General features: G+C 73.7%; 17 protein-coding genes. 9 read left to right on the top strand and 8 right to left on the bottom strand.

Annotation, left to right across the window (positions count from 1 at the left end; translation table 11 throughout):
- Nucleotides 1-38: 38 nt before the first annotated feature.
- Both B0I31_RS14515 and B0I31_RS14510 read left to right on the top strand, forming a co-directional pair.
- Complete coding sequence (locus B0I31_RS14515; RefSeq protein WP_181320162.1) at nucleotides 39-530, top strand: SSI family serine proteinase inhibitor; 492 nt, start codon at nucleotides 39-41, stop codon at nucleotides 528-530.
- 90 nt (nucleotides 531-620) lie between these two features.
- Complete coding sequence (locus B0I31_RS14510) at nucleotides 621-869, top strand: hypothetical protein (protein WP_106615855.1); 249 nt, start codon at nucleotides 621-623, stop codon at nucleotides 867-869.
- A 37-nt stretch (nucleotides 870-906) separates the two neighbouring features.
- Here B0I31_RS14510 and B0I31_RS14505 read toward each other — a convergent pair whose 3' ends face one another.
- The 4 genes from B0I31_RS14505 to B0I31_RS14490 form a co-directional block, all read right to left on the bottom strand.
- Entirely contained in the window at nucleotides 907-4,209 is a 3,303-nt protein-coding gene (locus B0I31_RS14505; protein ID WP_106615854.1) for a S8 family serine peptidase, read from the bottom strand.
- A gap of 188 nt (nucleotides 4,210-4,397) precedes the next feature.
- Nucleotides 4,398-5,060, bottom strand: coding sequence for a hypothetical protein (locus tag B0I31_RS41195; RefSeq protein ID WP_219910702.1), 663 nt, complete (start codon nucleotides 5,058-5,060; stop codon nucleotides 4,398-4,400).
- A gap of 49 nt (nucleotides 5,061-5,109) precedes the next feature.
- A complete protein-coding gene (locus B0I31_RS14495) occupies nucleotides 5,110-7,125 on the bottom strand; it encodes a xanthine dehydrogenase family protein molybdopterin-binding subunit (protein WP_106615853.1) in 2,016 nt (671 codons plus the stop codon).
- The gene (locus tag B0I31_RS14490) at nucleotides 7,122-7,592 is read right to left on the bottom strand and encodes a (2Fe-2S)-binding protein (protein WP_106615971.1); all 471 of its coding nucleotides are present in this window, start codon (nucleotides 7,590-7,592) and stop codon (nucleotides 7,122-7,124) included. The genes B0I31_RS14495 and B0I31_RS14490 overlap by 4 nt, the downstream gene beginning before the upstream one ends.
- Before the next feature lie 191 nt (nucleotides 7,593-7,783).
- Between B0I31_RS14490 and B0I31_RS14485 the strand changes: the two genes are divergently transcribed.
- The 3 genes from B0I31_RS14485 to B0I31_RS14475 are packed head-to-tail and all read left to right on the top strand — an operon-like array spanning nucleotide 7,784 to nucleotide 10,489.
- On the top strand, nucleotides 7,784-8,461 hold the full coding sequence (locus tag B0I31_RS14485) for a HEAT repeat domain-containing protein (protein ID WP_106615852.1): 678 nt from the start codon (nucleotides 7,784-7,786) through the stop codon (nucleotides 8,459-8,461).
- Complete coding sequence (locus tag B0I31_RS14480) at nucleotides 8,455-9,462, top strand: HEAT repeat domain-containing protein (protein ID WP_106615851.1); 1,008 nt, start codon at nucleotides 8,455-8,457, stop codon at nucleotides 9,460-9,462. Before B0I31_RS14485 ends, B0I31_RS14480 begins: the two co-directional genes overlap by 7 nt.
- 52 nt (nucleotides 9,463-9,514) lie before the next feature.
- On the top strand, nucleotides 9,515-10,489 hold the full coding sequence (locus B0I31_RS14475) for a GNAT family N-acetyltransferase (RefSeq protein ID WP_106615850.1): 975 nt from the start codon (nucleotides 9,515-9,517) through the stop codon (nucleotides 10,487-10,489).
- Nucleotides 10,490-10,536: 47 nt separating this feature from the next.
- Here B0I31_RS14475 and B0I31_RS14470 read toward each other — a convergent pair whose 3' ends face one another.
- Nucleotides 10,537-10,932: a RidA family protein gene (locus B0I31_RS14470; protein ID WP_219910725.1), complete on the bottom strand. Its 396-nt coding sequence runs from the start codon at nucleotides 10,930-10,932 to the stop codon at nucleotides 10,537-10,539.
- Between the two features lie 94 nt (nucleotides 10,933-11,026).
- Here B0I31_RS14470 and B0I31_RS14465 point away from each other — a divergent pair, with 94 nt between their 5' ends.
- Both B0I31_RS14465 and B0I31_RS14460 read left to right on the top strand, forming a co-directional pair.
- A complete protein-coding gene (locus B0I31_RS14465) occupies nucleotides 11,027-11,998 on the top strand; it encodes a helix-turn-helix transcriptional regulator (protein WP_106615848.1) in 972 nt (323 codons plus the stop codon).
- A 67-nt stretch (nucleotides 11,999-12,065) separates the two neighbouring features.
- Nucleotides 12,066-13,460 carry a BNR repeat-containing protein gene (locus B0I31_RS14460; protein WP_106615847.1) on the top strand — a complete coding sequence of 465 codons (1,395 nt, stop codon included), beginning with the start codon at nucleotides 12,066-12,068 and terminating at the stop codon, nucleotides 13,458-13,460.
- Nucleotides 13,461-13,508: 48 nt separating this feature from the next.
- Here B0I31_RS14460 and B0I31_RS42920 read toward each other — a convergent pair whose 3' ends face one another.
- Nucleotides 13,509-14,183: a transglycosylase SLT domain-containing protein gene (locus tag B0I31_RS42920; RefSeq protein WP_342751482.1), complete on the bottom strand. Its 675-nt coding sequence runs from the start codon at nucleotides 14,181-14,183 to the stop codon at nucleotides 13,509-13,511.
- A 383-nt stretch (nucleotides 14,184-14,566) separates the two neighbouring features.
- Nucleotides 14,567-15,910, bottom strand: a complete 1,344-nt coding sequence (locus B0I31_RS14450) for an alpha/beta hydrolase family protein (RefSeq protein WP_106615846.1) — start codon at nucleotides 15,908-15,910, stop codon at nucleotides 14,567-14,569.
- A 225-nt stretch (nucleotides 15,911-16,135) separates the two neighbouring features.
- Here B0I31_RS14450 and B0I31_RS14445 point away from each other — a divergent pair, with 225 nt between their 5' ends.
- Nucleotides 16,136-18,856, top strand: a complete 2,721-nt coding sequence (locus B0I31_RS14445) for a type 1 periplasmic-binding domain-containing protein (protein ID WP_106615845.1) — start codon at nucleotides 16,136-16,138, stop codon at nucleotides 18,854-18,856.
- Between the two features lie 66 nt (nucleotides 18,857-18,922).
- Nucleotides 18,923-21,910 (top strand): hypothetical protein, encoded by a 2,988-nt coding sequence (locus tag B0I31_RS14440; protein WP_106615844.1) that lies wholly within the window; start codon nucleotides 18,923-18,925, stop codon nucleotides 21,908-21,910.
- On the opposite strand, the gene B0I31_RS14435 is transcribed toward B0I31_RS14440, so the two are convergent.
- Complete coding sequence (locus B0I31_RS14435; protein ID WP_106615843.1) at nucleotides 21,904-23,457, bottom strand: bifunctional 3-(3-hydroxy-phenyl)propionate/3-hydroxycinnamic acid hydroxylase; 1,554 nt, start codon at nucleotides 23,455-23,457, stop codon at nucleotides 21,904-21,906. The genes B0I31_RS14440 and B0I31_RS14435 overlap by 7 nt on opposite strands.

Here is a 23,457-nt window from a genome sequence, read left to right as displayed (position 1 = left end):
GCTGTGCCGGCGCCGTCGAGGCCGTCCTTTGTGGACAGGTGGTTTACTGGTCCGGCAGCACCGCCGCCGCCACGGTTCTCAGCTCGATCAACGCCGATCAGTTGGAGGAGACCAACGTGCCCGTCACCAGGCTGACCCGCGGCTTGCTCCCCGCGCTGGCCATCGCGACCGCCCTCGGCGCCGCGCTCACACCCGCCGCCGCCGCGGCACCGACCACCGCCGCCGCGACCACCGACCTCACCATCTCCGTCTACGGCACGCTCACCCCGGTCGTCCGGGAGTACCGCCTCACCTGCGACCCGGACGGCGGCACGCACCCGCGGCCCAAGGAGGCGTGCGAGGCGATCCGCAAGTCGCCGGGCACCATCAAGCCGCCGCCGCCCACCGCGAACTGCCTGGACCGGGTCTACGGCCCGGAGTACGCCAAGGTGTCCGGCGTGCTGTTCGGCGTCGAGGTCGCGGCCGGGTTCAACCGCCGCAACTCGTGCGAGGAAGACCGCTGGCAGGCTTGGCTCCCGGTCTGGGGCTGAGTCACCCGGCCGGGGGTTCGGGGTCACCCCGTGCGGTAGCCCGCGTGGTTTCGCCGTGCGGGAACCGGCACTTCGCCGAGCATTGACCGCATGATCCGCACCACCCTGCTCGGAGTCGTCGGCGCGGCGGCGCTGGTCACGGCCGTCGCGCTGCCCGGGGTCGGTGTCGCCGACCCGCTGCCGGGCGGGCTGGGGCCGTGCGTCGGGCCGCGGTGCCCCGCCGTGTTCCCGCCCGTGCACAACGGCACGTTCGCCGGGCGGGACGAGGCGGTGAACATCTTCGTCGGCGGCGACTTCCTGGTGGCGCCGACCCCGGTCGCCCGCAGGCGGCGCGGCTGATGCCCCGGACCCGCCGGCCCGGGGCACCGGCCCCGGCCTAGCGGGTGATCCGGTAGGCGCGGATCACGGTGTGCTCGAACGTGTTGCCGTCACTGTCCGAGCCGGACGCCCGCAGTGACGCGTATCCCGCCGCGTCGGGGTGCGGCACCAGCGCGGCACCACCCGTGACGGGCACCCGCCGCCACGTCCTGCCGTCGTCGAACGACACGTCCACCCGGACCTGGCCCACCTCGCCGTTGTCCGCGCCGTCCTGCTGCTCGACGGCCAGCGGCACGCGCAGCAGGCGTCCGGCGGGCGCACTGCCGGCGGCGTCGAGCTCCGGCTCGAACCGCACCACCGACATCGGCAGCCGGCGGCCGTGGCCATCGGGCAGGGTCTCCATCCGGAACGTCCACGCCCCGCTGACCCGCGTGGTCAGCTCGTGCGCGGCCGGATCGCGGACGATGTCGTGCTCCACCCGGTAGTGGCCCGCGCCCTCGGGCACGGTGAACTCGCCCCACTGGTCGCGGACCTGCCCGACCAGCCGCCCGTCCCGGTACACCGACGTGCGCGCCGACTCGTGGCTGCCCCGGCCGAGGTTGCCGTCCCGGTCGTTGATCAACGGGATCTGCGCCGTCACCCGGTCCTCGTGCACGCCGAGGTAGGTGGCCGAGTAGCCGGCCAGGCCCGGCCCGAGCACCGGGTGGGCGAACCGCTCCGCGTACCGCTCGCCCAGCCGGTACCGGCGGTGGAACGACGAGTAGTCGGCCTCGGTGCGGTACTGGGGCGACAGCCGCTGGTAGCCCCAGCTCCAGGTGAGCTGGTCGGGCGTGAGCAGGTCGATCACCTCACCGCCCGCCGGCACGGGCAAGCCGACCGACCAGCCGCCCGAGCCGTCCGGCGGGCTGGCGTTGCCGCTGTGCAGGTACTGGCGGTCGGCGGGGCCGGGCGCGAACGCGGTCCGCACCTCGGTCAGCTCGTCCTTCGTGGGTGCGCGGGTGTACCCGGTCGGGACCGCGCCCGGCTCCATCCAGCGGAACCGGTAGTGCGTCGGCGTGCCGTCGACCGGCGGGCTCTGGAACTGGGCGCCGACCGAGACGGTCAGCTCCTCGGCGGTCAGGGTCGGGCCGACGTGGCCGATCGCCATGTCGCCGAAACCGCCGATGAACGCCGTGTTGAGCACGACGCGCCTGCCGTTGAGCAGGCGGGAGACGTTGATGTCGCCGATCATCGGCGTCGCGGTCGGGTCGGGCGCGGTGACCTGCAACGGCTTGGCCACGCGGGCGTCGAACGTGTACCGGGTGTGGTCGGCGTCGACGGTCAGCGCCGGTCGGCCCAGCACCCAGGTCCTGGGCCAGCTGCGGATGACGGCCCGCGCCATGTACTCGCCCTTGGGCACGCGTGCGGTGGCGGTGCCGTCCGGGCCGTACAGGTTCTCGTAGACGTTGTTGTCCATGCCGACGAGCGCGACCGAGTTGTCCAGGGCCGGGTTGCCGTCGACGTCGACGTGCTCGATCGCGACGTCGTAGCTCTCGACCTCGCGGGCCAGGCTGATCGGGACGCGCGTGGGCCCGCCGACCAGCACACCGGAGAAGACGCCGTCCACGGCGCCGACCCTGGTGTCCGCGGTGACCGCCACGGTGGCCGTCCCGCCGGCGGGCACCGTGACGCGCGCCGGGTCCACCGTGACCAGACCGGCGGGTGCGCCGCCGCGCAGTTCGACGGCGAGGTCGAAGGCGATCGGCTCCGGGCCGCTGTTGCGGTAGGTGACGGTCTTGGTGACCGGGGTGTCGTCGTGGTGCGGCCACAGCTGCTCTTCGAACGTCAGGCTCACGGGTTCCGCGCCGGTCGTCGCGGTGAGCGCGCGGGTCACGTCGACCCGGCCCGCGCCCTGGTCGAACACGCCCAGGGCGGGGTTCGGCTTGGCGGAGGCCATGAGGGCGGCCTTGAGCTGGGCGCCGGTCCAGTCCGGGTGCTGCTGGGCGAGCAGGGCCGCCGCGCCCGCGACGTGCGGGGTGGCCATCGAGGTGCCGGACAGCGACGCGTGCCGCCTGCCGACCGGGGTGCCGAGCACGCCCTTGGCGGCCTTGGCGGCGACGATGTTCAGGCCGGGCGCGGTGATGTCGGGCTTCACCGCGTCGTCGCCGTTGCGCGGGCCGCGGCTGGAGAAGTGGGCCAGGTCGTCGTCGTGCCGGACCGCGCCCACGGTGAGCGCGGCGTCGGCGCTGCCCGGCGAGTCGATCGACCTCGACCGGCCGCCGTTGCCCGCGGCGACGACGAACAGGGTGCCGGTCTTCGCGGTCAGCTGGTTGATCGCGTCCTCCAGCGGGTCGACACCGGGGGAGTCGTAGCCGCCGAGGCTGAGGTTGACGATGTCCGCGCCCTCGTCCACGGCCCACTGCACGCCGGCCAGGATCCACGACTCGGGGCAGCCGTTGCCGCCGCACACCTTGCCGTCGAGGATGCGGGCGTCGGGCGCGACGCCGCGGTAGGCCCGGTCACCGCTGGCGATCGTGGCGGCGACGTGCGTGCCGTGGCCGGTGAGGTCGGTGGCGTCGGGGTCGTCGGTGAAGTTGCGCTCGGCGACCTCCTTGCCCTTCAGGTCGGGGTGCGCACCGTCCACGCCGCCGTCCAGCACGGCGACCTTCACGCCCTTGCCGGTGTAGCCGGCCCGCCACGCGGTGGGTGCGCCGATCTGGGCGGTGGAGCGGTCCAGGGTCGGGCGGAGCACGCCGTCGAGCCACACCTTGGTCACGCCGGGATCGGTGAGCAGCGCGCGGAACGTCGCGCCCACCTCGGCCTTGGGTGCCGCGGTGGCCATGGCGCCGGGGAGCGCGCGGGCGGAGCGCAGGCCGGTGGGCGTGCCGGTGACGATCAGCGGCAGGTGGTCGGTGCGGGCGTCGTCGTAACCCGCTTCGACCAGGCCCGTGACGTCGAACAGCCGCGGGTCGAGCCTGCCCTCGGCGACGGCCTTGGCCGCGTCCTCGGGGACGACGCTCAGCCGCCCGTCCCGGTGGGTGGAGTGGAAGGTGACCCGGTCGCGGCCGGGTCCGGGCTGGAACGACCCGACCGCCGCACCGGTCACCACGACCCGGTCACCGGTGATCAGGGTGACGGTGCGCGGCTGCGTGTCACTCCCGGTCGGCCCGGTGTCGGTCGGCTCCGTGTCGGTCGCGGTCGCGTTTTCGGCACCGGTGAGCCTCGCGGCTCCGGCCGCTCCCGTGTCCTCGGCACCGGCTGCCCTCGCGGTCCCGGCACCGGCCGTTCCCGCGGGTTCGGCGCCGGCGACCGGCGTGGACAGCAGCCCTAACGCCAGGACGGCGGCCCCGAGGGCTTTACCGCGCTTCCGTGGTCTGAACACACGTACCTCCCGTGTCCGGTGCGCGCGGATCGCGCACTCCGGGGGCGTCGCAGACCCGCGGTGGCGGTGGACCGGGAAGTGACGAAGCCCCCAACGGCCTCGACGCTAGCCACCCCGTCCCGGTGCGGTCAGCGTCTTTTGGCGGCCTGTTGCGCCACCCGAATGCACCATCGGAGGCTCGTGCGCCGTCACCGGGAGAGGTCGCCGGCCTCCACCCGCGCGACGAACTGCTCGGCGTCCGACGCCACCGGCACACCGTCGACGTCCACCACGGGAGCCGGGTCCCGGCCCAGGTCGAACGCGAGCCGTCCGCGTGAGCCGTCCTCGCCGATGACCGCGTTGTGGTCGTGGGCTTCCAGCGTCTCGCTCGGCGTGTGGAGGGTGAGGGACGTGTCGCCCAGCACCCCGCTGCGCCACCACGACCCGCCCTGGAGGTAACGCCGCCACGCCGCCGGCAGCGGACGTCCCAGCCGCGCCTCGGCCAGGTCGAACTCGGCGTCCGCGACCGGACCCCGGTACTCGGCTTCGCACACGATCGCGCCGACGATGTTGGCGTTGAACTCGTCCAGGTCCTCGGCGGGCACCCAGTGCTCCAGGACCTCACGCCCACCGGCCTGCTGCACGGGGTAGCGGGCCAGGAAGTCCCGCCGCACGCGGAACCGCGTGACGAAACCGACGCCGCCGGCGGGCACGTTCCACTCGCGCGCGATCTTCGTGGCGTACCAGCGGTTCGCCACCGGGTAGAAGATCGGCTGGTCGGGCAGCCGCGGCGGCCACGCGCGCCACCGCGCCGCCGCCACCAGGTCCAGCTCGGCGCGTCCGGTCGGTCGCCACAGGTCCACCAGGTCCATGGCGCAGAGCGTAGGTCGTGGCCCGCGCGGCACCACCGGATTTCCGGCGTCAGCCCACCCCGACACCCACCGGCATGCCGGTGACGGGCCGTCCGGTGGCGAACGCGATGGCCGCCGCCGCGGGCGGGTAGGACAGCTCGCCCACCCCGCCCACCGGGGCGTCGGACGGCACCAGCACCACGTCGACGTCCGGCGCCTGGTCGATGCGCGCCCACGCGTAGTCGCGGAACGAGGACTGCACGACCCGGCCGTCCCGCACGGTGATCTGCGCGCCCGACACCGTCGACAACGCGTCCATCACCCCACCCTCGACCTGCGCGCGCACCCCGGACAGGTGCAGCACCGGACCCACGTCCACCGCTGCGGTGACCCGCCGGACCCGGCCCTCGGACGCGTCGGCGACCACCGCGACCACCGAGCCGTACTCCTCGTGGCACGCCACGCCGCGGGTGACGCCCGGCCGGACGTGCCCCGCCCGTGACGCCGCCACGTCGAGCACCCGCCGCAGCCGGGAGTCGGCGGGCAGCAGCCGCCGGCGCAGCTCGACCTGGTCCAGCCCGGCGCGGTGACCCAGTTCGGCGAGGAAGCTCTCCTCGGCGTACTGGAAGTGCCCGGCGTAGACGGAGCGCCAGAAACCGGTGCGCAGCGGCGCGTCCCGCAGGGTCACGTCGACCTGGCCCGGCACGGTGTACGGGAAGTGGTCACCGTTGGCCTTGACGATGTCGGGGTTGTCGAAGAACGGCAGGATGTTCAACGGCCAGGTGGCCACACCGTGCGCCCGCCACGTCGGCACCCCCTCCGCGTCCACCACGGCGGCCAGCCGGTGCACCGACATCGGCCGGTACGAGTCGTGCCGCATGTCGTCGTCACGGGTCCACAGCACGCTCACCGGCGCGCCCGCCACCCGTGAGCAGGCGACGGCCTCCAGCACCGGGTCGAACTCGATGCGCCGGCCGAACGAGCCGCCGGTCAGCGCCGTCTCGACCCGCACGGCGGCCTGGTCCAGCCCGAACTGCCGGGCCAGGATCAGCCGCAACGTGCCGGGGTCCTGGGTGGGCGTCCACACGGTGAGACCGGCCGCGGTGACGTGCGCGGTGGCGTTCATCGGTTCCATCGGGGCGTGCGCCAGCAGCGGCAGCTTGTAGGTGGCCTCGAACGCCACCGGTCCGGGCGCGGTCGGCACGGCGGGCAACGCCGTCTCCAGGTCCGCGAGCCACTGCCTGCTGTCCGCGGTCGGCGTGCCGCCGCGCCACGTCACCCGCAGCGCCTCGCGCCCGCGCAAGGCCTCCGGCACCGACCGGGCGATCACCGCCACCCCGCCCTGGCCGGACGTCGCCGGGTCCAGGGTCGTCACCGCGACCACGCCGGGTACCGCCTTCGCCGCGCGGTCGTCGACCGCGTCGACCACCGCGCCGATCCACTGTGGACGGAGCACGACGGCGACCAGCGTGCCCGGCGGACGGGTGTCGATGCCGTAGCGGGCCTTGCCGGTCATGATCGCCTTCGCGTCCACGCGACCGGCCCGGGTGCGGCCCAGCAGGCGCCACCGCTCCGGTGGGGTCAACGTCACCGGCACGGTCGCCGGGTCGAGCGCCGCCGCGTCCCGCACCAGGCTCCCGTACCGCAGCACGCGCCGGCCGTGGCGGACCGCACCGTCCCGCGCCGCGCACTCCTCGACCGGCACGCCCCACCGCCGCGCGGCGGCGGTGACGAGCAGGCAGCGGGCGGTCGCGGCGGCCCGGCGCAGCGGCTCGTGGAGCTGGCGCGCGGAGAACGAGCCACCCACGGCCTGCGAGCCGAACCGGGCCGTGTCGCCGTGCGCCTGCTCCAGCCGGACGTCGTCCAGGCCGACCATCAGCTCCTCGGCGACGAGCAGGGCGACCATCGTGCGCACGCCCTGCCCGGACTCGGGCTTGGGCGCGGTCACCGTGATCCGGCCCCGATCGTCCAACCGGACGAAGACGTTGGGGGCGAACTCGTCGGCGGCCTGCGCCGAACCGGGCAGCGCCACGGGCACGCCGACCACCAGCACGCCACCCAGGAACGTGCGCCGACTGATCTTCATCGCTCGCCCCGCTTCATCCGGGCGGCCAGCCGCACGGCCGCCCGCACCCGCGTGTACGTGCCGCAACGGCACACGTTGTCGCGCAAGGCGGCGTCGATCTCGGCGTCGTCCGGGTCGGGATTGGCGGCCAGCAGCGCGACCGTCGACATGATCTGGCCGGGCTGGCAGTAGCCGCACTGGGCGACGTCCAGCTCCAGCCACGCCCGCTGCACGGGGTGGTCGCCGTCCTCGGACAGGCCCTCGATGGTCGTGATGCGCTTGCCCTCGGCCTCGCCCACGGCCGTGACGCACGGCCGTGCCGCCTTACCGTCCACAAGGGACGTGCAAGCACCGCACGCACCCACTCCGCAGCCGTACTTGGGGCCGAGCAGGCCCAGCTGTTCCCGCAACGCCCACAGCAGCGGCGTCTCCCCGGGAACGTCCACGTCCCGCCGCTCGCCGTTGACGTGCAACCGATACCGCCCCACCACGGCCTCCTTACGTTCGGCCCGACCTCATCGTGGTGGCGCGCGGACCAGCCGGCAATCATTCGTTCAGTCGCTGAACGATGGCACCGGTATGGCCGACAGGCGGTTGCGCCCCTGCTCCACCCGGGCCGCGCGGCGGAGCGCGGACTTGAGGTTGACACTGTGACAAGGTCTTCACTGGGTCCGAGGAGGTGGTTCCCATCAACCCGACACCCAGTGGTCCACCGGACACCCGCCTGTTCGACGCGTTGAGCGCGGAGAGCGCGTCCACCCGCCTGCGGGCGGCGCAGGCGGGCGGCACGCGGGCCGACCCCGGGCTGGTCGAGGCGCTCGTCGCCCGGTGCGCGGTCGAGTCGGACTTCTTCGTGCGCGACATGCTCACCTGGGCGTTGACCCGGCTCCCGGCGGACGTCACGGTGCCCCGGCTCCTCGCGGAACTGCGGTCCGAGCGCGCCCAGGCCCGCAGCCAGGCGTTGCACACGCTGTCCAAGATCGGGGACGCGCGGGCGTGGCCCGCGATCACGCGGTCGTTGCTGCACGACGCCGACGACGAGGTCAGGCGCAGCGCGTGGCGTGCCGCCGTGGTCCTCGTGCCCGACGAGGGGAGGGAAGGGCTGGCGGCGGACCTGGCCGGACAGCTCGGTCGTGGTGACCGGACGGTGCGGTTGAGCCTCAGCCGGGCGCTCGTCGCCCTTGGTGACGTGGTCGAGCCCGCCCTGCGGGTGGCACTGACCGATGACGACCCGGTGGTGCGCGCGCACGCCCGTGCCACGGAACGGCTCCTGCACGACCCGGACGCCGGTTTCGACCCGGACGTGGACGAGGCGAAGCGGATCGTCGCGCTCGGCCCGGGGGGAGCGGCGTGCTGATCGGCGAGGTGGCCCGCCGCTCCGGGGTGAGCACCCGGATGCTCCGGCACTACGACTCACTGGGGCTGGTGCGGCCGACCGGCCGCACCGTGGGCGGTTACCGCGAGTACTCCGCCGAGGACATCCGCCGGATCTTCCACGTGGAGAGCCTGCGGTCCCTGGGGCTGTCGCTTCGCCAGATCGGACGTGCCCTGCAAGACCCGGCGTTCACGCCGTCCGCGCTGGTCAGTGACCTGATCCGGCAGACCGAAGACCGGCTTGAGCGGGAGCGGGAGCTGCTCGAACGGCTCCGCGCGGTCGACGCCTCGGCGCCCTCCGGCTGGCCGGGCGTCCTGCGCATCGTCGAACTGCTGCACGGGCTGAACTCGCCCAGTGCCGCGCGCCGCCAGCAGACCGTCCTCGCCCCGACCGACGACGTGCCCGTGCCCACCGAGCTGCTGGCCGAGGCGGTCCTCGCCGAAGCCGACCCGAACGTCGCCGGTGCCCTGCGGTGGGCGCTGGCGCGGGCGGGCGGTGACGGCGTGGCGAGCGTGGCGGCCGGCGCTTACTCCGACGACGTCGACGTCCGGCGGCGCGCGGTCCTGGCCATCGCCGGGATGCCCGGCGACGAGGCGACCGCCGTGCTCGCGGACGCGCTGGAGGACTCGGACCCGGCGGTGCGCCGGCACGCCGCCCTCGCCTTGGGCGCGCGTGGCGTCACGGCGGCCGTGCCGACCCTCGTCGGCATGGTGGTCGACGGCACGAACGACGTGGAAGCGGCCGAGGTGCTGGGCACGTCGGCACGGGAGCCCGGGTGCGCGGACCGGGTGCTGGGCGCACTGGTGGACGAGCTGGCCTCGCCGGACTCCGCCGTGCGGATCCGCCTGATCCAGGCGCTCGCCGAGCTGCCGGGGACCCTCGCGCTGGACGTGCTGCGGCAGCTGGCGCACGACGACGATCGGGCTGTCGCGCTCGTCGCGTCGGCTTTCGTGCGCATGATCGAGGAGCGGTCCGTCGACTGACGCGGGCGAAAACCGGGCGACAGCGCGCGGGCTCGGGATTACCGTCGCCCGCATGCCCGACCACTCCGACTCCCTCACGTGGCGGCCGCTCACCCGCGAGGACGCCGAGGCGTCGGCCGACCTCCTCAACGCCATCGAGACCGTGGACCGGATCGGCGAGAACTACACCGCGGAGGACACGCTCCAGGAGCTGGTCGACCCGTACGCGGACCTGGCACGGGCCAGCCTCGCCGCCTTCGACGGCGATGTGATGGTCGGCTTCATGAAGGTCCGCCACAAGCCGGTCGCTCAGGACGTCCACCGCGTGTTCCTGGACGGCGGCGTCCACCCCGACCACCGCCGCCGCGGTGTCGGCGCCGCGCTCGTGGACGCCGGGGTGGCGGCGGCGAAGGTGGTGCACGCGCTGCACCACCCGGCCCTGAAGCTGGTGGTCGACGTGCACAAGGCCGAGCACATCGCGGGCCTGGCCGACCTCGTCCGCTCCCGGGGTTTCGCGCCGGTCCGCTACTTCCAGCGCCTGGAACACCCGCTCGGCGACGCGCTCGGTGACGCGGCGATCCCCGAGGGGCTGCGAGTCGAGCCGTGGTCGGCGCGCAACGACGAGGACTTCCGGTCGGTGCGCAACGAGTCCTACCAGGACTACTGGGGCGCGGTGCCGATGCCGGTGGACTCCTGGCAGAACAAGATCACCAATCAGACGTTCCGGCCCGAGGTGAGCTTCCTGCTCCGCGACGCGGCGGACGGCGCTCCGGTGGGCGTGCTGGTGACCCTGTGCTGGGACGCCGACTCCGCGGCCACCGGCGTCCGCGACGCGCACTTCATGCTCGTCGGAACGGTCCGGGCCTACCGGAAGCGGGGTGTCGCCGGTGCGCTGGTCGGGCACGCGCTGCGGGCCGCCGCTGAGCAGGGCTACGACCGCGCGAGCGTGAGCGTCGACTCGGCGAGCCCGTCCGGCGCGTCCGGGATCTTCGCGCGGGCCGGGTTCACGCCGACGATGCGGTACGTGCGCTGGGCGCTGGAGGTCTGACCCGCCGCCCGTGCCGGTTCGACCCGGCACGGGTGGCGGAGGCCGGATCAGGCGACGGCGGTGCCCTCCAGTTCGACCATCAGGCTCGGGATCGCCAGCCGCGTCACCCCGAGCATCGTGGTGGCCGGTGCCACCCCGACGGCGGCCAACCGCCCCGCGAGCACGCCGTAGTGCCGGAACAGCACGTCGACGTCGGTGGTGTAGACGGTGAGCCGGACGAGGTTCGCCAGCGACATGCCCGCCCCGCCGAGCACCGCCTCGAGGTTGTCCAGGCTCAGCGCCAACTGCGCCCCCAGGTCACCGTCGTGCCGGGGCTCGCCGTCGCCGCTCATCGCGGTCTGCCCGGCGCAGTACAGGGTCCGGCTGTGCCCGGAGACGATCTCACCCTGGTTGTACCCCAGCGCCACCGACCACGTCCACGGGTTGACCGCCGTTCGTTCCACAGCCACATCAGCTCCACTCGGGTTCTTCGACAGTGCGGACAGCCTCGCAACGAATCACGACATCCTCTGTCGTGTATTCCGGTAGCTTCTGCGCATGCGCGCCGACCGGTTGGTCTCGCTCGTGCTGCTGCTGCGCCGGCGAGGGCAGCTGTCGGCGGCCACGCTCGCCCGCGAGCTGGAGGTGTCCACGCGCACCGTGCTCCGTGACATCGAGGCGCTGTCCGCGGCGGGCGTCCCGGTCTACGCCGAACGCGGCCGGCACGGCGGTTTCGCGTTGCTGCCCGGTTTCCAGACCGAGCTGACCGGGCTGAACCACGACGAGGCGCTCGCCCTGCTGATCGCCGGCTCACGACGTGGCGCGCAGGCCTTCGGCCTCGGCTCGGCGCTCGCCTCGGCCATGCTCAAGGTGGTCGACGCGCTGCCCGAGAGCTACCGGGACACCGCGGCGGGCGCGGCGCAGCGGTTGCTCATCGACCCGGAGACCGACCTGCTCTCGCGCCGCGTGGTCGCCGACGAGGTGCCCGACGCGGTGGTGGCCGAGATCCGGCGCGCGGTGCTGGCCGGGCACAGGCTGCGCCTGCACTACGCGGCGGCGGGCCAGGCCCCGCAGTGGCGCACGGTCGACCCGATCGGCCTGGTCACCGTGCGCGACCAGGGTTACCTGCTGGCCACCAGGTCCGGCGCGGACCGCACCTACCGGCTGTCCCGGGTGCTGGCCGCCGAGGAACTCGATGAGCCCGCGCAGCGCCCGGACCGGGTCGACCTGGACCTGGCCTGGCAGGAACGCGGCACGCGGTTCCGGGCGGGCGGCGACCAGGTCGCCGTGCTGGTGCGGGTGAACCCGGCGCGGCGGGAGGACCTGGTGGGCACCGCGCTCGCCGTCCTCGCCGAGGAGACCGACGCGGACGGCTGGCTGCGGCTGGAAGTCACGTTCCAGGACCCGCGCCACGCCGAATGGGCGCTGTGGCAGCTCGCCACGAACGCCGAAGCCCTGCAACCGCAGTGGTTGCGCACCTCGCTGCACGACCGTGCCCAGGCCATCGCCACGCTCTACCGACCGTTGTGAAACGTTTCACCACTGTGCCAGAGTCGTGGTCCGCCGCCGTCACCGACTACGAACCCCGAGGTCTCCGATGAACAAGGCACCGCTCGCGGCGGCCGTCGTGCTGGCCGCGTCCCTCGCCCAACCCGGTGTCGCGCACGCCGCGCCGGGCGTCACGCTGTTGTCCGACACGTTGCTCGACCAGTCGGCGCTGTACTTCGTGTCCTACGACGGCCTGGTCAACAACAACGCGTTCCAGGACGCGTTGATCACCTACAACGGCCACCAGTACGCGGCCTGGTACACGTCCACCCGCCACGCCGTGGTCGCGCGGCGGGCGTTGGGCGGCGGCTGGGAGAAGGCCGTGCTGCCGCACCAGCTCAGTGCCGACGACTCGCACAACGTGATCTCGCTGGGCATCTCACCGCAGGACGGCACGCTGCACGTCGCGATGGACACGCACAACACGCGGCTGCATTACTCGAAGTCGGTGGCGGGGCTGGCGTCGCAGCCCGGTTCGCACCGCTGGTCGCCGTCGGTGTTCGGTGCCGTGCAGCGGACCCTGGGCGGCGTCGAGCTGGGCGCCATGACCTACCCGCAGTTCGTCGTCACGCCGGAGGGCGCGCTGCAGTTCAGCTACCGCACCGGCGGGTCGGGCAACGGCGTGAACGAGCTGGCCGAGTACACCGGCGGCGCGTGGCGGCGGTTGGGCGCCTGGTCGTCCGCCACGGGCGACTACCGCGGGCCCAACGGCGCGGTGTCCACGACCCGCAACATGTACCTGCACGGCCTCACCTACGACCGGCGTGGCCGGCTGCACGCGGCGTTCACCTGGCGCGAGGGCAACGCGGGTGTGCTGTGCAGCCCCGGCGGCCTGACCAACCACGACACCGGTTACGTCTACAGCGACGACCGCGGCCGGACGTGGCGCAACGCGGCGGGCGCGGTCGTCGGCACCACCGGCGGCACTCGGGTGTCGGTGGGTTCGCCCGGCCTGGTCGCCGATCCGCTGGACCCCAACCACGGGCTGATGAACCAGGAGGGGCAGGGCGCGGACTCGGCGGGCACGCCGCACGTGGTGATCAGCTACGTGCCGGGTCGGTTCACGCAATGCGTCTCGAACTACGCGCAGCAGCGCACCCAGTACGGCCGGACGTTCCACGTCGTGCGCAACCCGAACGGCACGTGGACCAAGCGGGAGGTGCCGGTGGCGCCGGGCAGCACCCAGCGGACGAAGCTCGTCTTCGACCGGGCGGACAACGCCTACCTGGTGATGCCGCGCGGCAGGATCGTGTCGGCGAGCAAGGCCAGTGGGTGGACCGACTGGACCCTGGTGTTCGACCGCCCGGCGATGAACGCGTTCGGCGAGGTCAACGTCGACACTTCCCGGCTGGCGGTGGACGGCGTCCTGTCGTTGCAGTACCAGCAGCGCTCCAGCGGCACGACACCGTCGCCGATCCGCGTTGCGGACTTCCGCCTGGGCTGAGCCACGGGGGTCGTCCGCCCGGAGGACCCCCGCGGCCGCGAGCCGGGCTCAGTAGCCGACGTAGCCGGTGCCGTTGTTGATGCCGACCAGGCCGGGGTGCCTGGCGAAGCCGCCGTAGCGCGCGTAGGTGTAGCGGACGCCCGCGATGATGTTGTCGACCGGCGCGTAGATGTCGTCGTAGCCGGGGATCTTGTAGCTCTGGAACGTCGGGTCGATGCACTGCATCAGGCCCTTGGACGGTGTGCCGCGGGCGGCGTTGGAGTCCCAGGTGTTCACGGCGTTGGGGTTGCCGTTGGATTCCTTGATGATGATCGTGTAGATCTCGTCGACGCTGCTCTCGTCGATCGCCGTGCCGTTGGCCGCCAGGACGCCGATCGCCTCGCGGATCCAGCCCTCGATCTGGCGCTGCTTCGGCGGCTTGCGCGCCTCCGCGGCCTCGTGCGCTTCCCGCGCCGCCTGCTCCTCGGCCGCCTTGCGCGCCGCGTAGCCGTCCTGCGTGATGCCGCTGGCCTGGTTGAACGTGTGCAGCGCGGCCAGTTGCTCCTGGCGGATGATCCGGGCGGTCTCCGAGCCGAGGTCGACCGCGTGCACGGTCTGGACCTGGCCGGACTGGGCCGCCTCGTCCGGCACGCCGCCGAGGTCCGCGCCACCGGCGACGGGGCTGAACGTCCCGGTCATCGCGTGGGCCGCGGCGCCGGCGCCGGAGACGATGCCCACGGCCACCGCCACACCGGCGATGCGTCTCGGGAGGACCCGCTCCGACTCGGCGCGGTGAGCGCCCTTGTAGCCGGGGGGCGGCGGGGGTACCTGGAACGTGGTCTGCCCACGTTTGTTCTTGTGACGGACGTGCCGAGCCAAGGGTGCAGCCTCCTGCGGTCGGGGAACTCCGTCACCGGACCTGGCGGGGGATCCAGGTGGACGTGGGCCCTATCGGGGATGTCGGGCCCGTGTCCCTTCGGTGATGGAACCGTGATCTGCGGCCGAGAACGTAACCGTTCGTGTTTTGCGGAGGCAAGGTATCGACGTTAATGGGTGATGCTCGTCACGTTTGTCCCGGTTAACGACTACTGTGCGTCGACGCAACCACACGATCGGGTACGAAATGGTTACGGGCGGGGGTACAGACCGGCCTGGAACGGCGCGAACGCGGGCCGCACCGCCACGTCCGAGCCGGTCAGCGGGTTCGACGTCAGCTGAAGCGCGGGCCCCAGCCCGGCCGCCGCGGCGTTCATCACGGTCACGTCGGCGGTCGGCCACCGGCCCGTCCCGATCCTCTCGAACAACGTCCGGAACGCGACGATCTCCTCGGCCGCGCTGAACCGGCAGTGCCCGGCCCGGTCGACGGTGTACTGGCGCAGCCGCTCCGGCTGCCGCACCCGGTCCGCGTACGCCGTCCCGTTCGACGCGGGCAGCAGGCCGTCACCGGCGTTGTGCACGGTCAGCACCGGCCACGGCGTGCGCCCCACCGGCAAGCTGGTCCGCGCCAGGTACGCCACCGCGCGCGGCTCGGGCGCGACCCTCGGTGCGGCGGCCAGCCGGTCCAGGTCCGCCTCCAGGTCGAGTCCGGCCGCCGCGTACGCCCGCGTCACCAGCGCGCGTTCGTCGGACCGGCCCAGCACCCGCCGGTAGTCGACGCCGACGTTCCCGCTCGGATTGCCGCCCGCCCACCGCTCCAGGTCCGCCCGCGCGGGTCCGGCCGCCCAGGCGCGGAAGTGCCGCAGCCAGACCACGGCCCAGTCGACCTGCTCGTCCACCGACGCCGGGCGCGGCGCGGTCGGGTCGAACCAGCCGGGGACGTCCGCCAGCGCCGCCGCCAGCGCGAGCCGGGGCCGGGCCGCCGGGTCGCCCGCGGCTTTCGTGATCGCCTCGACCAGCCGCGCCTGGTTGGCCGCCGGGTCCGCCGCCCGCACCAGGTCGACGTCCACGTCCAGCAGCACCGACAGGGCGAACACCACGTCGAGACCGGAGTTCCAGTACGCCGCGCCGCCCGCCGTCGCGCCGCACAGCGACAACGCGCCGTCGAACCGCCCGGGGTTGCGCTCGGCCAGCACCAGCGAGGTGGCGCCGCCGATCGACTCACCGGCCGAGATCGTCCGCCGGGGCGTGCCGACCTCGCGCCGGAACCAGTCGAGCAACCTGATCTGGTCGCGCAGCCCGTCCTCGGCCGACCAGCCGACCGGCGTGCGGAACAGGGACGCGCCCAACGCGTACCCGTGCGACAACAGGTAGGCCTCGGTCTCCGGCCGGTCGGTCAACGCGATCCGGTCGGGCGGCGAGCCGTACGCGCCGTGGCTCCACAGCACGAGCGTCCCGTTCCACCGGTCCGGCACCATCACCCGGTACCGCGCGCCGTCGATCTCGCCCTCGTACCGCCGGACACCGCTCGCCGCCGCGGGCGCGGCGACCAACCCCATCAGCACCACCACGAGCAGAACCCCGAACCTGCGCATGGCGACCTTCTTAGCGGTGCGGCGGGCGCGGTGGTCCGGTTTCGCGCAGATCCGCACTGTTCCGCGCATCGCCGAACGGCCGAACGGCCGGACGTGAACCCGCAAGAGTGCGGTGACGTGGGGAAATAGCGGCGAAAGCGCCCGAAGCGGACCGTCCGGACAGCTACAGTCGAACGTCCCGCGTCCGCCGGAGCGGGTGCGACGAGCAGGTCCGCGAGGAGTCCGGTGGCCGAACACGGTGCAGGGGAACGCTTTTCGTCGGCCGAGGTCGTGGACGAGCTGGTGAAGCTCCTGCAGGAGCTGACCGAACGGCCGCGGTTCGGCGAACTGCCGGGCCGCCGGTCGGGCCCGCGGGCCGGTGGCGACCGGGGCATCCCGCTGGTCTGCCTGGTCCGCGGCACGCAGGCGGCCGGTCTGCTGCAAGCCCTGCAGGCGCACCTGCGCGGCGCGCACCCCGGCCGCGTGCCGCACGCCTACCACCGGTTCCCGGAACCGGACGCGGCCCTGCCCGAGCCCGGCACGGTGGAAGCAGTCGGGTCGGTGCTGGTGCGCGTCGCCCGCGAACTGGCCCACGGCGCGAACGACCGCTACGGGCGGCACGAGTTCCGGCGCTTCGAGCTGGTCTACTGGCTGATGAACCAGCGGTTGGACGGCACCGACCCGGAGTCGGCCGCGACCCTGCTGACGCGATTGCGGGAGCGGGACCTGGGCCGGCGCAGCGGTGACGACCTGAAGGACGTGCTGGACGACGCCGCCGGGACCGCGCCGTGGTGGGTGCGGCTGGTGGTGCGGCTCGCGCCGTCCTTCCTGTTCCGGGCGAAGCTGCGCGGGGTCGTGCCGGGCAGCGAGTACCGGTGGCTGCTCCGCCAGCCCTACCTCGCGCCGCACGACCCGGGCACGTTCATCGGCTTCGCCGAGCGGTTGACCTCCGCACTGGTGCCCGGTCAGAGCGCCGAGCCGCGCGAGGACACCGGCCAGCTGGCGAAGCTGCTGGTCAACGCATTCCTGGAGGACGTGCGCCGCGCGTACCGGCGGTCGTGGTGGCGGATCAGGTCGGCCCGCCGCACGGTGTACCCGGTCGTGCTGCTGGACGGCATCCGCCGCGACAACGGCGGCTACGCCCTGCTGAAGATCATCAACGACGTCCGCAACGACACCGGCGCGTTCGACCCGCTGGTGATCATCTCCGGCAGCGCCAAGGTGCCACCGGACGCGGAGACCGCCGCCGAGCGCGAACCGGCGCCGGTGGGCCAGGCGAGCCACGCCTACGAGACGTGGGCGCGCAAGCTGGCCACGGACAGCCGGGCCCGCCGTCCCACCGCGTGGTTCCTGCCGCTGCGGGTGCCGGACGTGACCGTGGTGCGCGGTGAGGTGCCGCCCACGGCCACGCTGTCGGTGCGGCAGGCCCCGATCTGGTCGCGCACGTCGGTGCTCGCGGTCGTGGTGCTGCTCCTGCTCGGGTCGGTGGCCACGGTCGGCTACCGGCACGTGACGCAGGTGGTCGCCGCGAGCGACCGGTGGCGGTTCGACCACTGCGGCCTGGACCGGGACAACCCCGACGCGCACACGCTGCGCCGGATCGGCGACGACTGCGTCGGCGTGACGACGGGCCCGGTACCGCTGTTCGGCGAGGCGGACGGCGAGGACCTCCAGCGCTTCAACCGGGTCCAGCAGTTGATCGTGGACCAGAACCGGAAGGTGCTGGAGGCGCACGCGCGCGACCCCGGCCGCCCCTACGCGACCGTCGTGTACGTGTCGGCGATGGGCACGGCCCGGGACGCGCTGGCCAGCAACACCGCGAGGCTGGTCGGCGTCGCGGCCCGGCAGGCGCGGCTGCTCGACCGCACCGACTCCGACGACCCCCTGATCCGGGTCCTGCTGAGCAACGCGGGCTCGGCGATGCAGCACGGAGGCGTGGTCGCCGAGGTCCTCGGGTCGATGCCGGAGCGGGACAAGAGCATCGTCGGCGTGCTCGGCATGGCGTTGAGCAGCACGCCGACCAGGGACACGATCACCGCGCTGGGGAAGGTGGGCCTGCCGGTGGTCGCCGCGACGCTGTCGGACGACGAGATGCCCACGGCGTCCCGGATGTACTTCCAGGTCTCGCCGACCAACGACCGGCAGGCGGAGGTCGCGGCCCGGCACGTGCGCGCGAACCACCCGGGCAAGAGCGGCGTGGTGATCGTGCACTCCAGCGACGAGCAGGACTCCTACGCGGCCAACCTGCGGCTCGACGTGGCGGAGCGGTTCGCCGAACTGGGGTTGCGGGTGCGCGAGCAGCCGTACCAGCCGGTGTCGGCGGGGCAGGGCTCCGACGCCAGGCGGCTCGGCCAGTCGCTGTGCGACGTCGGTGACGACGAGGTGGTGTTCTTCGCGGGACGGCCCGCGGACTTCGGCAAGCTCATGGACGGTCTGAGCGCCGGGTGCAAGAGCGACCCGCCCGTGCTGCTGGCCGGGGACGACATCGCCCGCTACGCCGCCGACGACACGTTGCGCGGTCAGCACCCGGAGATCCCGTTCGAGTACCTGTCGTTCGCGATCGGCGCCCAGGGCTGCGCGGCGGCGACGGAGATGCACCAGACGCTGCGCCACCTCGTGCCGGAGGAGTGCGAGGGTGGCGCGAACCCGTCGCTGGACGGCCACGCGGCGCTCACCTACGACGCGCTGTACCTGTTCGTGCACGCCATGATCCAGCTCGGTGACATCCCGGTGTCGCCCGGTCACGTCTGGAAGGAGATGAGCGACATCGGCGGGGAGCGGGCGCTGTCCGGCGAGAGCGGCGTGATCGACTTCGGGGACGGGCAGGTCCCGATCGACAAGTTCCTGGCGGTGCTCGGGGTGACCGACGGCGAGCCGCCCACCGTGCTGGCCTCCTGCGGCGACTACCCGAACCGCGACGACGTCGACCTCCGCCGCGCACCGTGGTGCCCCACCACGCCCCGCTGAGCGAATGCGCGGCGGACCGCATCCTTGCGGCTCGCGGTCCGGTGGACCGTAGGACGATGACCGGTGATGGGCACTCGGCGACGGCCCGGTGGCGGGCGGGAGGCGCTCGGCCAGGTGGCGGTGGCAGCCGGAGCTGCCCAGGTCATCCAGGTCGGGCGGGACCTGCACGTCCACCAGTCGATCGATCGGCGGCTGGACGCGCCCCGGCCGGTGCTGCGGCCGGACGACCTGGTGCGGCGGCCGTTGCCCGCGACCCTCGCGCGCACCCTCCGCTCGCCGGTGCGGGGCCGCGCGGACGACCTGGCGTTCGTGCGCGACAGCGTGGCCGCGGGCAGGCACGTCGTGGTGACCGGGCCGAAGGGCGCCGGCAAGACGTTGCTGCTCCAGCACGCGGCGAACACCGGTGCGCTCTCGGTGGGCGACGACGTCGGCCTGCTGTGGCCGGCCCGGGTGGCGCGGTCGGTCGCGGACGTCCTTGGGGACCTCGTGCACGAGTGCTACGAGCTGGACGCGGGCACGGTGGTGCCCGAGGGCCTGGCCCGGAGGCTGCTCGCCGACGTCCGCGCGGTCGTCGTGCTGGACGGCGTGGACCTGCCGCCCGACGACGCCCGGCTGGTCGTGTCGGCCCTGCCCCGCAGCGTGTTCGTGCTGACGTCGCGGCGCGACGACCTGTGGGTGGTGGGCAGGCAGCGGGTGTTGGGCGGGTTGCCGTTGGCCGACACGCTCGCCATGGTGCGCGACGAGGTCGGTGAGCCGGACGTCGCGGCGGTCGAGAGCGACTGGGACGCGTGCGACGGCAACCCCTTGGACGTCCTGGAACGCGCGGTGCTGCGTGACTCGGCCCGTGGCCTGGGTGTCGTCCCCGAGGGGCTGCCCGGTGCCGAGGCGCTCGCGCAGGTCGTCCCGATCGTGCTCGACTCGCTCACCGGACGGGCCCGCGAGGCGTTGCGCCCGCTGGTCGCGTTGGGCGACGTGTGGTGGGGAGCGGAGCTGCTGTCCGCCGTCTGCGGCGTGCCCGAGGAGCACGGCGCGGACAAGCTGGCCCGCAAGCGCTTGGCGCACCGGGAAGGCGACCGCTTCCGCGTCGGTGACGTGGTCGCCGGGTTCGCGCCGCCGTTCGCGGACGACGACCTGCCGTCGCTGGTGGACCGCGTCACGGAGTGGGTGTCGGTGGCGGAACCCGACGCCATCGCCGACGAGCTCGACGTCGTGGAGCGGGCGCTGAAGCGGACGTTGGCCGCGGAGCTGCCCGAGACCGCGTTGGCGCTGGCCCGTGCGGCGTCCGCGGGGCTGGTGTGGTCACGGCACTGGGGCGCGTTGGCGATCGTGCTGGGGCTCGGGCTGCGCGCCGCGATCGGCGCCGGGTCCGTGCGCGACGAGCTGTCCTTCCGCTACGCGCTGGCCGTGTGCCGGCTCAACGACGGCAACACCCGGCAGGCCGCCGAGGTGCTGGCGGGCGCGGTCGGGCTGGCCGGTGACGACGGGGACGAGCGGCTCGCGGTCCGGCTGCGCGAGCTGGACGCCGAGGTCCGGCACCTGTCCGCGCGGCAGCCACTGTCCACTGTGGACGCTATCTTGGCGCGGGTCGCCGAACTGGGTGGCACCGCGGCGGCCTCGGCGAAGGCCGTGCGCGACGCGTGCGCCACCGCGCTGACGAGCACGCCGGTGGGACGGTTGGTGCAGGAGAACCCGGGCGTCGTGCGCGGGGTCGTGTCACTGGCGGCGGTGGCGGGGCTCGTGCTGACCACCATGTCGGCGTCCGGCAGCCGCGAGGAGGCCACCGCCGTGCCGCCGACCACCTCCGTGACGGGACAGCCGCCGGGTGCGGCCGGCACCGTGCCGGACCCGACGACCACCACCGCGCCGGACGGGCCGGCGCTCACCGGCCCGCCCGCCCCGACCAACGGCACCACGCCGCGTGACGTGCCGGGGGAGAGGCGGCAACCGGGCACGACGGACACCGACCGCACGGGCACACCACCGACCACCACGATTTCGCCCGACCCCCCGGTGCCCGCCGCCACGTGGGGCCACGTTCGCGTCCAGTACGTGGAGACCCCGATCGGCACGACCCGCGCGCTGTCCGGGCCGACCGTGCCGAACAACGACGAGGCGAACTGGACCTACGGCCCGTGGGAGATGACCAACCCGGCCATCGGCTACCCGACCGCCACGCACATCGGCGTCGGCAGGCAGCGCGTCCGGCTGCCGGGCGTCGGCGCACCAGGCGGCAGCGTGAAGGTGACCACCTTCGACTACGCCGCCTGGTACGACGGCGTCGGCTACCGGCCCGGCGTGTCCTGCCAGCCGTCGACCTGGTTCCAGGACGGTGCCGACGAGGTGGTCGACGTGCTGTGCTTCGACCGGGCGGGCAACCCGGACGACGTGCCGTTCTTCCTGCGGTACGTGGCCGGGTCCGCCTCCGGTGCGCGTGGTTTCGTGCACGACGACCAGCCCACCGCGGCCACCTTCACCCCCGACTGGCGGCACGGCGCGAACGCGGGCGTGGTCACCAGGACAGGCGTCGGCCGCTACACCGCGGACTTCCCGGGGTCGGCCGGCGGCGTGGTCGAGGTGACGGCGGTCGGGCCGGTGCCGCGCCACTGCGCCGTCGTCGGCAGGCGCGGGCAGCTCGCCGACTTCGCGTGCACGGCACCGGGCGGCTCGCCGGCGGACACCGCGTTCACCGCCGCGTTCACGGTGCGCCACAACCTGCTGGACGACCCGCGCAAACCGGTCGGCGCCTACCTCGTGGCGGAGGACTCGCCGACGACGGGCGCCCCGGTGACCACCACGCGGTGGGCGTCGGGCAACGCCCCGATGACGCTGGAGCAGCTGTCCACCGGCAAGTACCGGGTCCACCTCACCAACGGCTACATCCGCAGCACCGCGCACGTCACCGCCGCCGGTCACGGCAACCACTGCAGCGTGATGCTGCTCAACGACTACAGCCGCGCGAACGACGCCTCGGTGTGGATCGCCTGCTTCGACCCGGCCGGCGCCCTGGTCGACACCGGCTTCACCTTGATCTACACGTCGACGCGGATCTACTGACCGGGCACGCCGGGATCGTGACCGACCGGTGCGCGCAGCCCGTCACCCGGCTCGACCACCGGCCGCAGCGAGTAGACGAACCGGTCCGGCCGCAGCACCGCCACGTCCGTGCCGTGCCGGGCGAACCAGGCCGTCAACGTGCCGTCCACGTCGACCACGGACGTCACCTCGGTGTTGTCGTCGTCCGCGGTCCGCAGCACCCGCACGAACCGGGCGGGCGGTCCCTGCCAGGCCGTCGCGGTCGCCCGGTCCACCCCCGGCCCGATCACGGTGAACTCCACGCCCAGCACCGAGTCCAGCGGCCGGGGCGTCGCCGAACCCGGCACGCCCACCCTGGGCTGCGGGAACATCGTGCCGACCGCGCCGCGCCGCCTCCCGCCCGCCAGCACGCCCCGGCGCAGGGCGGGCAGCGGCTTGAACTCGAAGTGCCGCACGAAGCGCCGCACCCGCGGGACGGTCTGCGCGGCGCGCAGCACGGCGTCCCGCACGGCCGCGGCGAACCGGTCGCGCACCAGGAACACCCGGCCGAGCCGCACGCTGGTCCGCGCCATCTCCTCGACGTGCGGGCGGCGTTCGGTCTCGTAGCTGTCCAGCAGCGCCTCGTCGGCCCGGCCGCCCAGCACGAGACCCAGCTTCCAAGTCAGGTTCGCCGCGTCACGCAACCCGCTGCACAGTCCCTGGCCCAGGAACGGCGGCATCTGGTGCGCCGCGTCACCGAGCAGGAACACCCGCCCGGACCGCCACCGCGACGCGACCAGGTGGTGGAAGGTGTAGACGGTCGCCCGCGTCACGGTGAACCGCGCCGGGTCGACGTACGGCGAGACGAGCCGCGCGATGGTGTCCGGCCTGGTCATCTCCTCGGCCGTCTCGCCCGGCCGGAGCATGAACTCCAGCCGGTAGCCGTCGAACGCACCGGGTGACACGAACGCCGGACGACGCCAGTCGCACACGAACCGCGTGGTCGGCACCCGGACCGCCGCGGGCTCCAGCGTGCCGGACACGGCCAGCCACGGCTCGGCGTAGGACGATCCGGACAGCCCGATCCCGGCCGCCGCCCGCGTCGTGCTGCGCGCGCCGTCGCACCCCAGCACGTAACGGGCGCGCACAGCCTCCGTCGCACCTGTCCTGAGGTCGCGCACCACCACGTCGTCACCCAGTTCGACCAGTTCGACGCCGGTCCGCAGCACCACGTGCGGGAACCGGTCCAGGCCCGCCCGCAGCACCGCCTCCAACCGCGGCTGGTCGAAGAAGTGCAGCGGGCCCGCGCCGAGCCCGAAGTCGACTTCGTCCAGCGCGATCGTGGCGAACGGCTTGCCTTTCGCGTCCACGTACTCGGCGGTCGAGGGCCGGTGCAGGTCACGGGCCACCGCGAGACCGGCCTGCTGGTAGATCCGCAGCGCCTCGTCGTCGCACGAGAACGCCCGCGGCTGCCCGTGCGGACCGGTGGACCGTTCCACGACCAGCGTGCGGACACCGTGCAGGCCGAGCAGGTTCGCGGTCACCGCGCCGACCGGGCCGCAACCGACAACTACGACGTCGAACTCCAT

This window comes from Saccharothrix carnea (genome assembly GCF_003014735.1).
Classification (GTDB): domain Bacteria; phylum Actinomycetota; class Actinomycetes; order Mycobacteriales; family Pseudonocardiaceae; genus Actinosynnema; species Actinosynnema carneum.
This window is presented reverse-complemented; position numbering and strand designations above follow the sequence as displayed.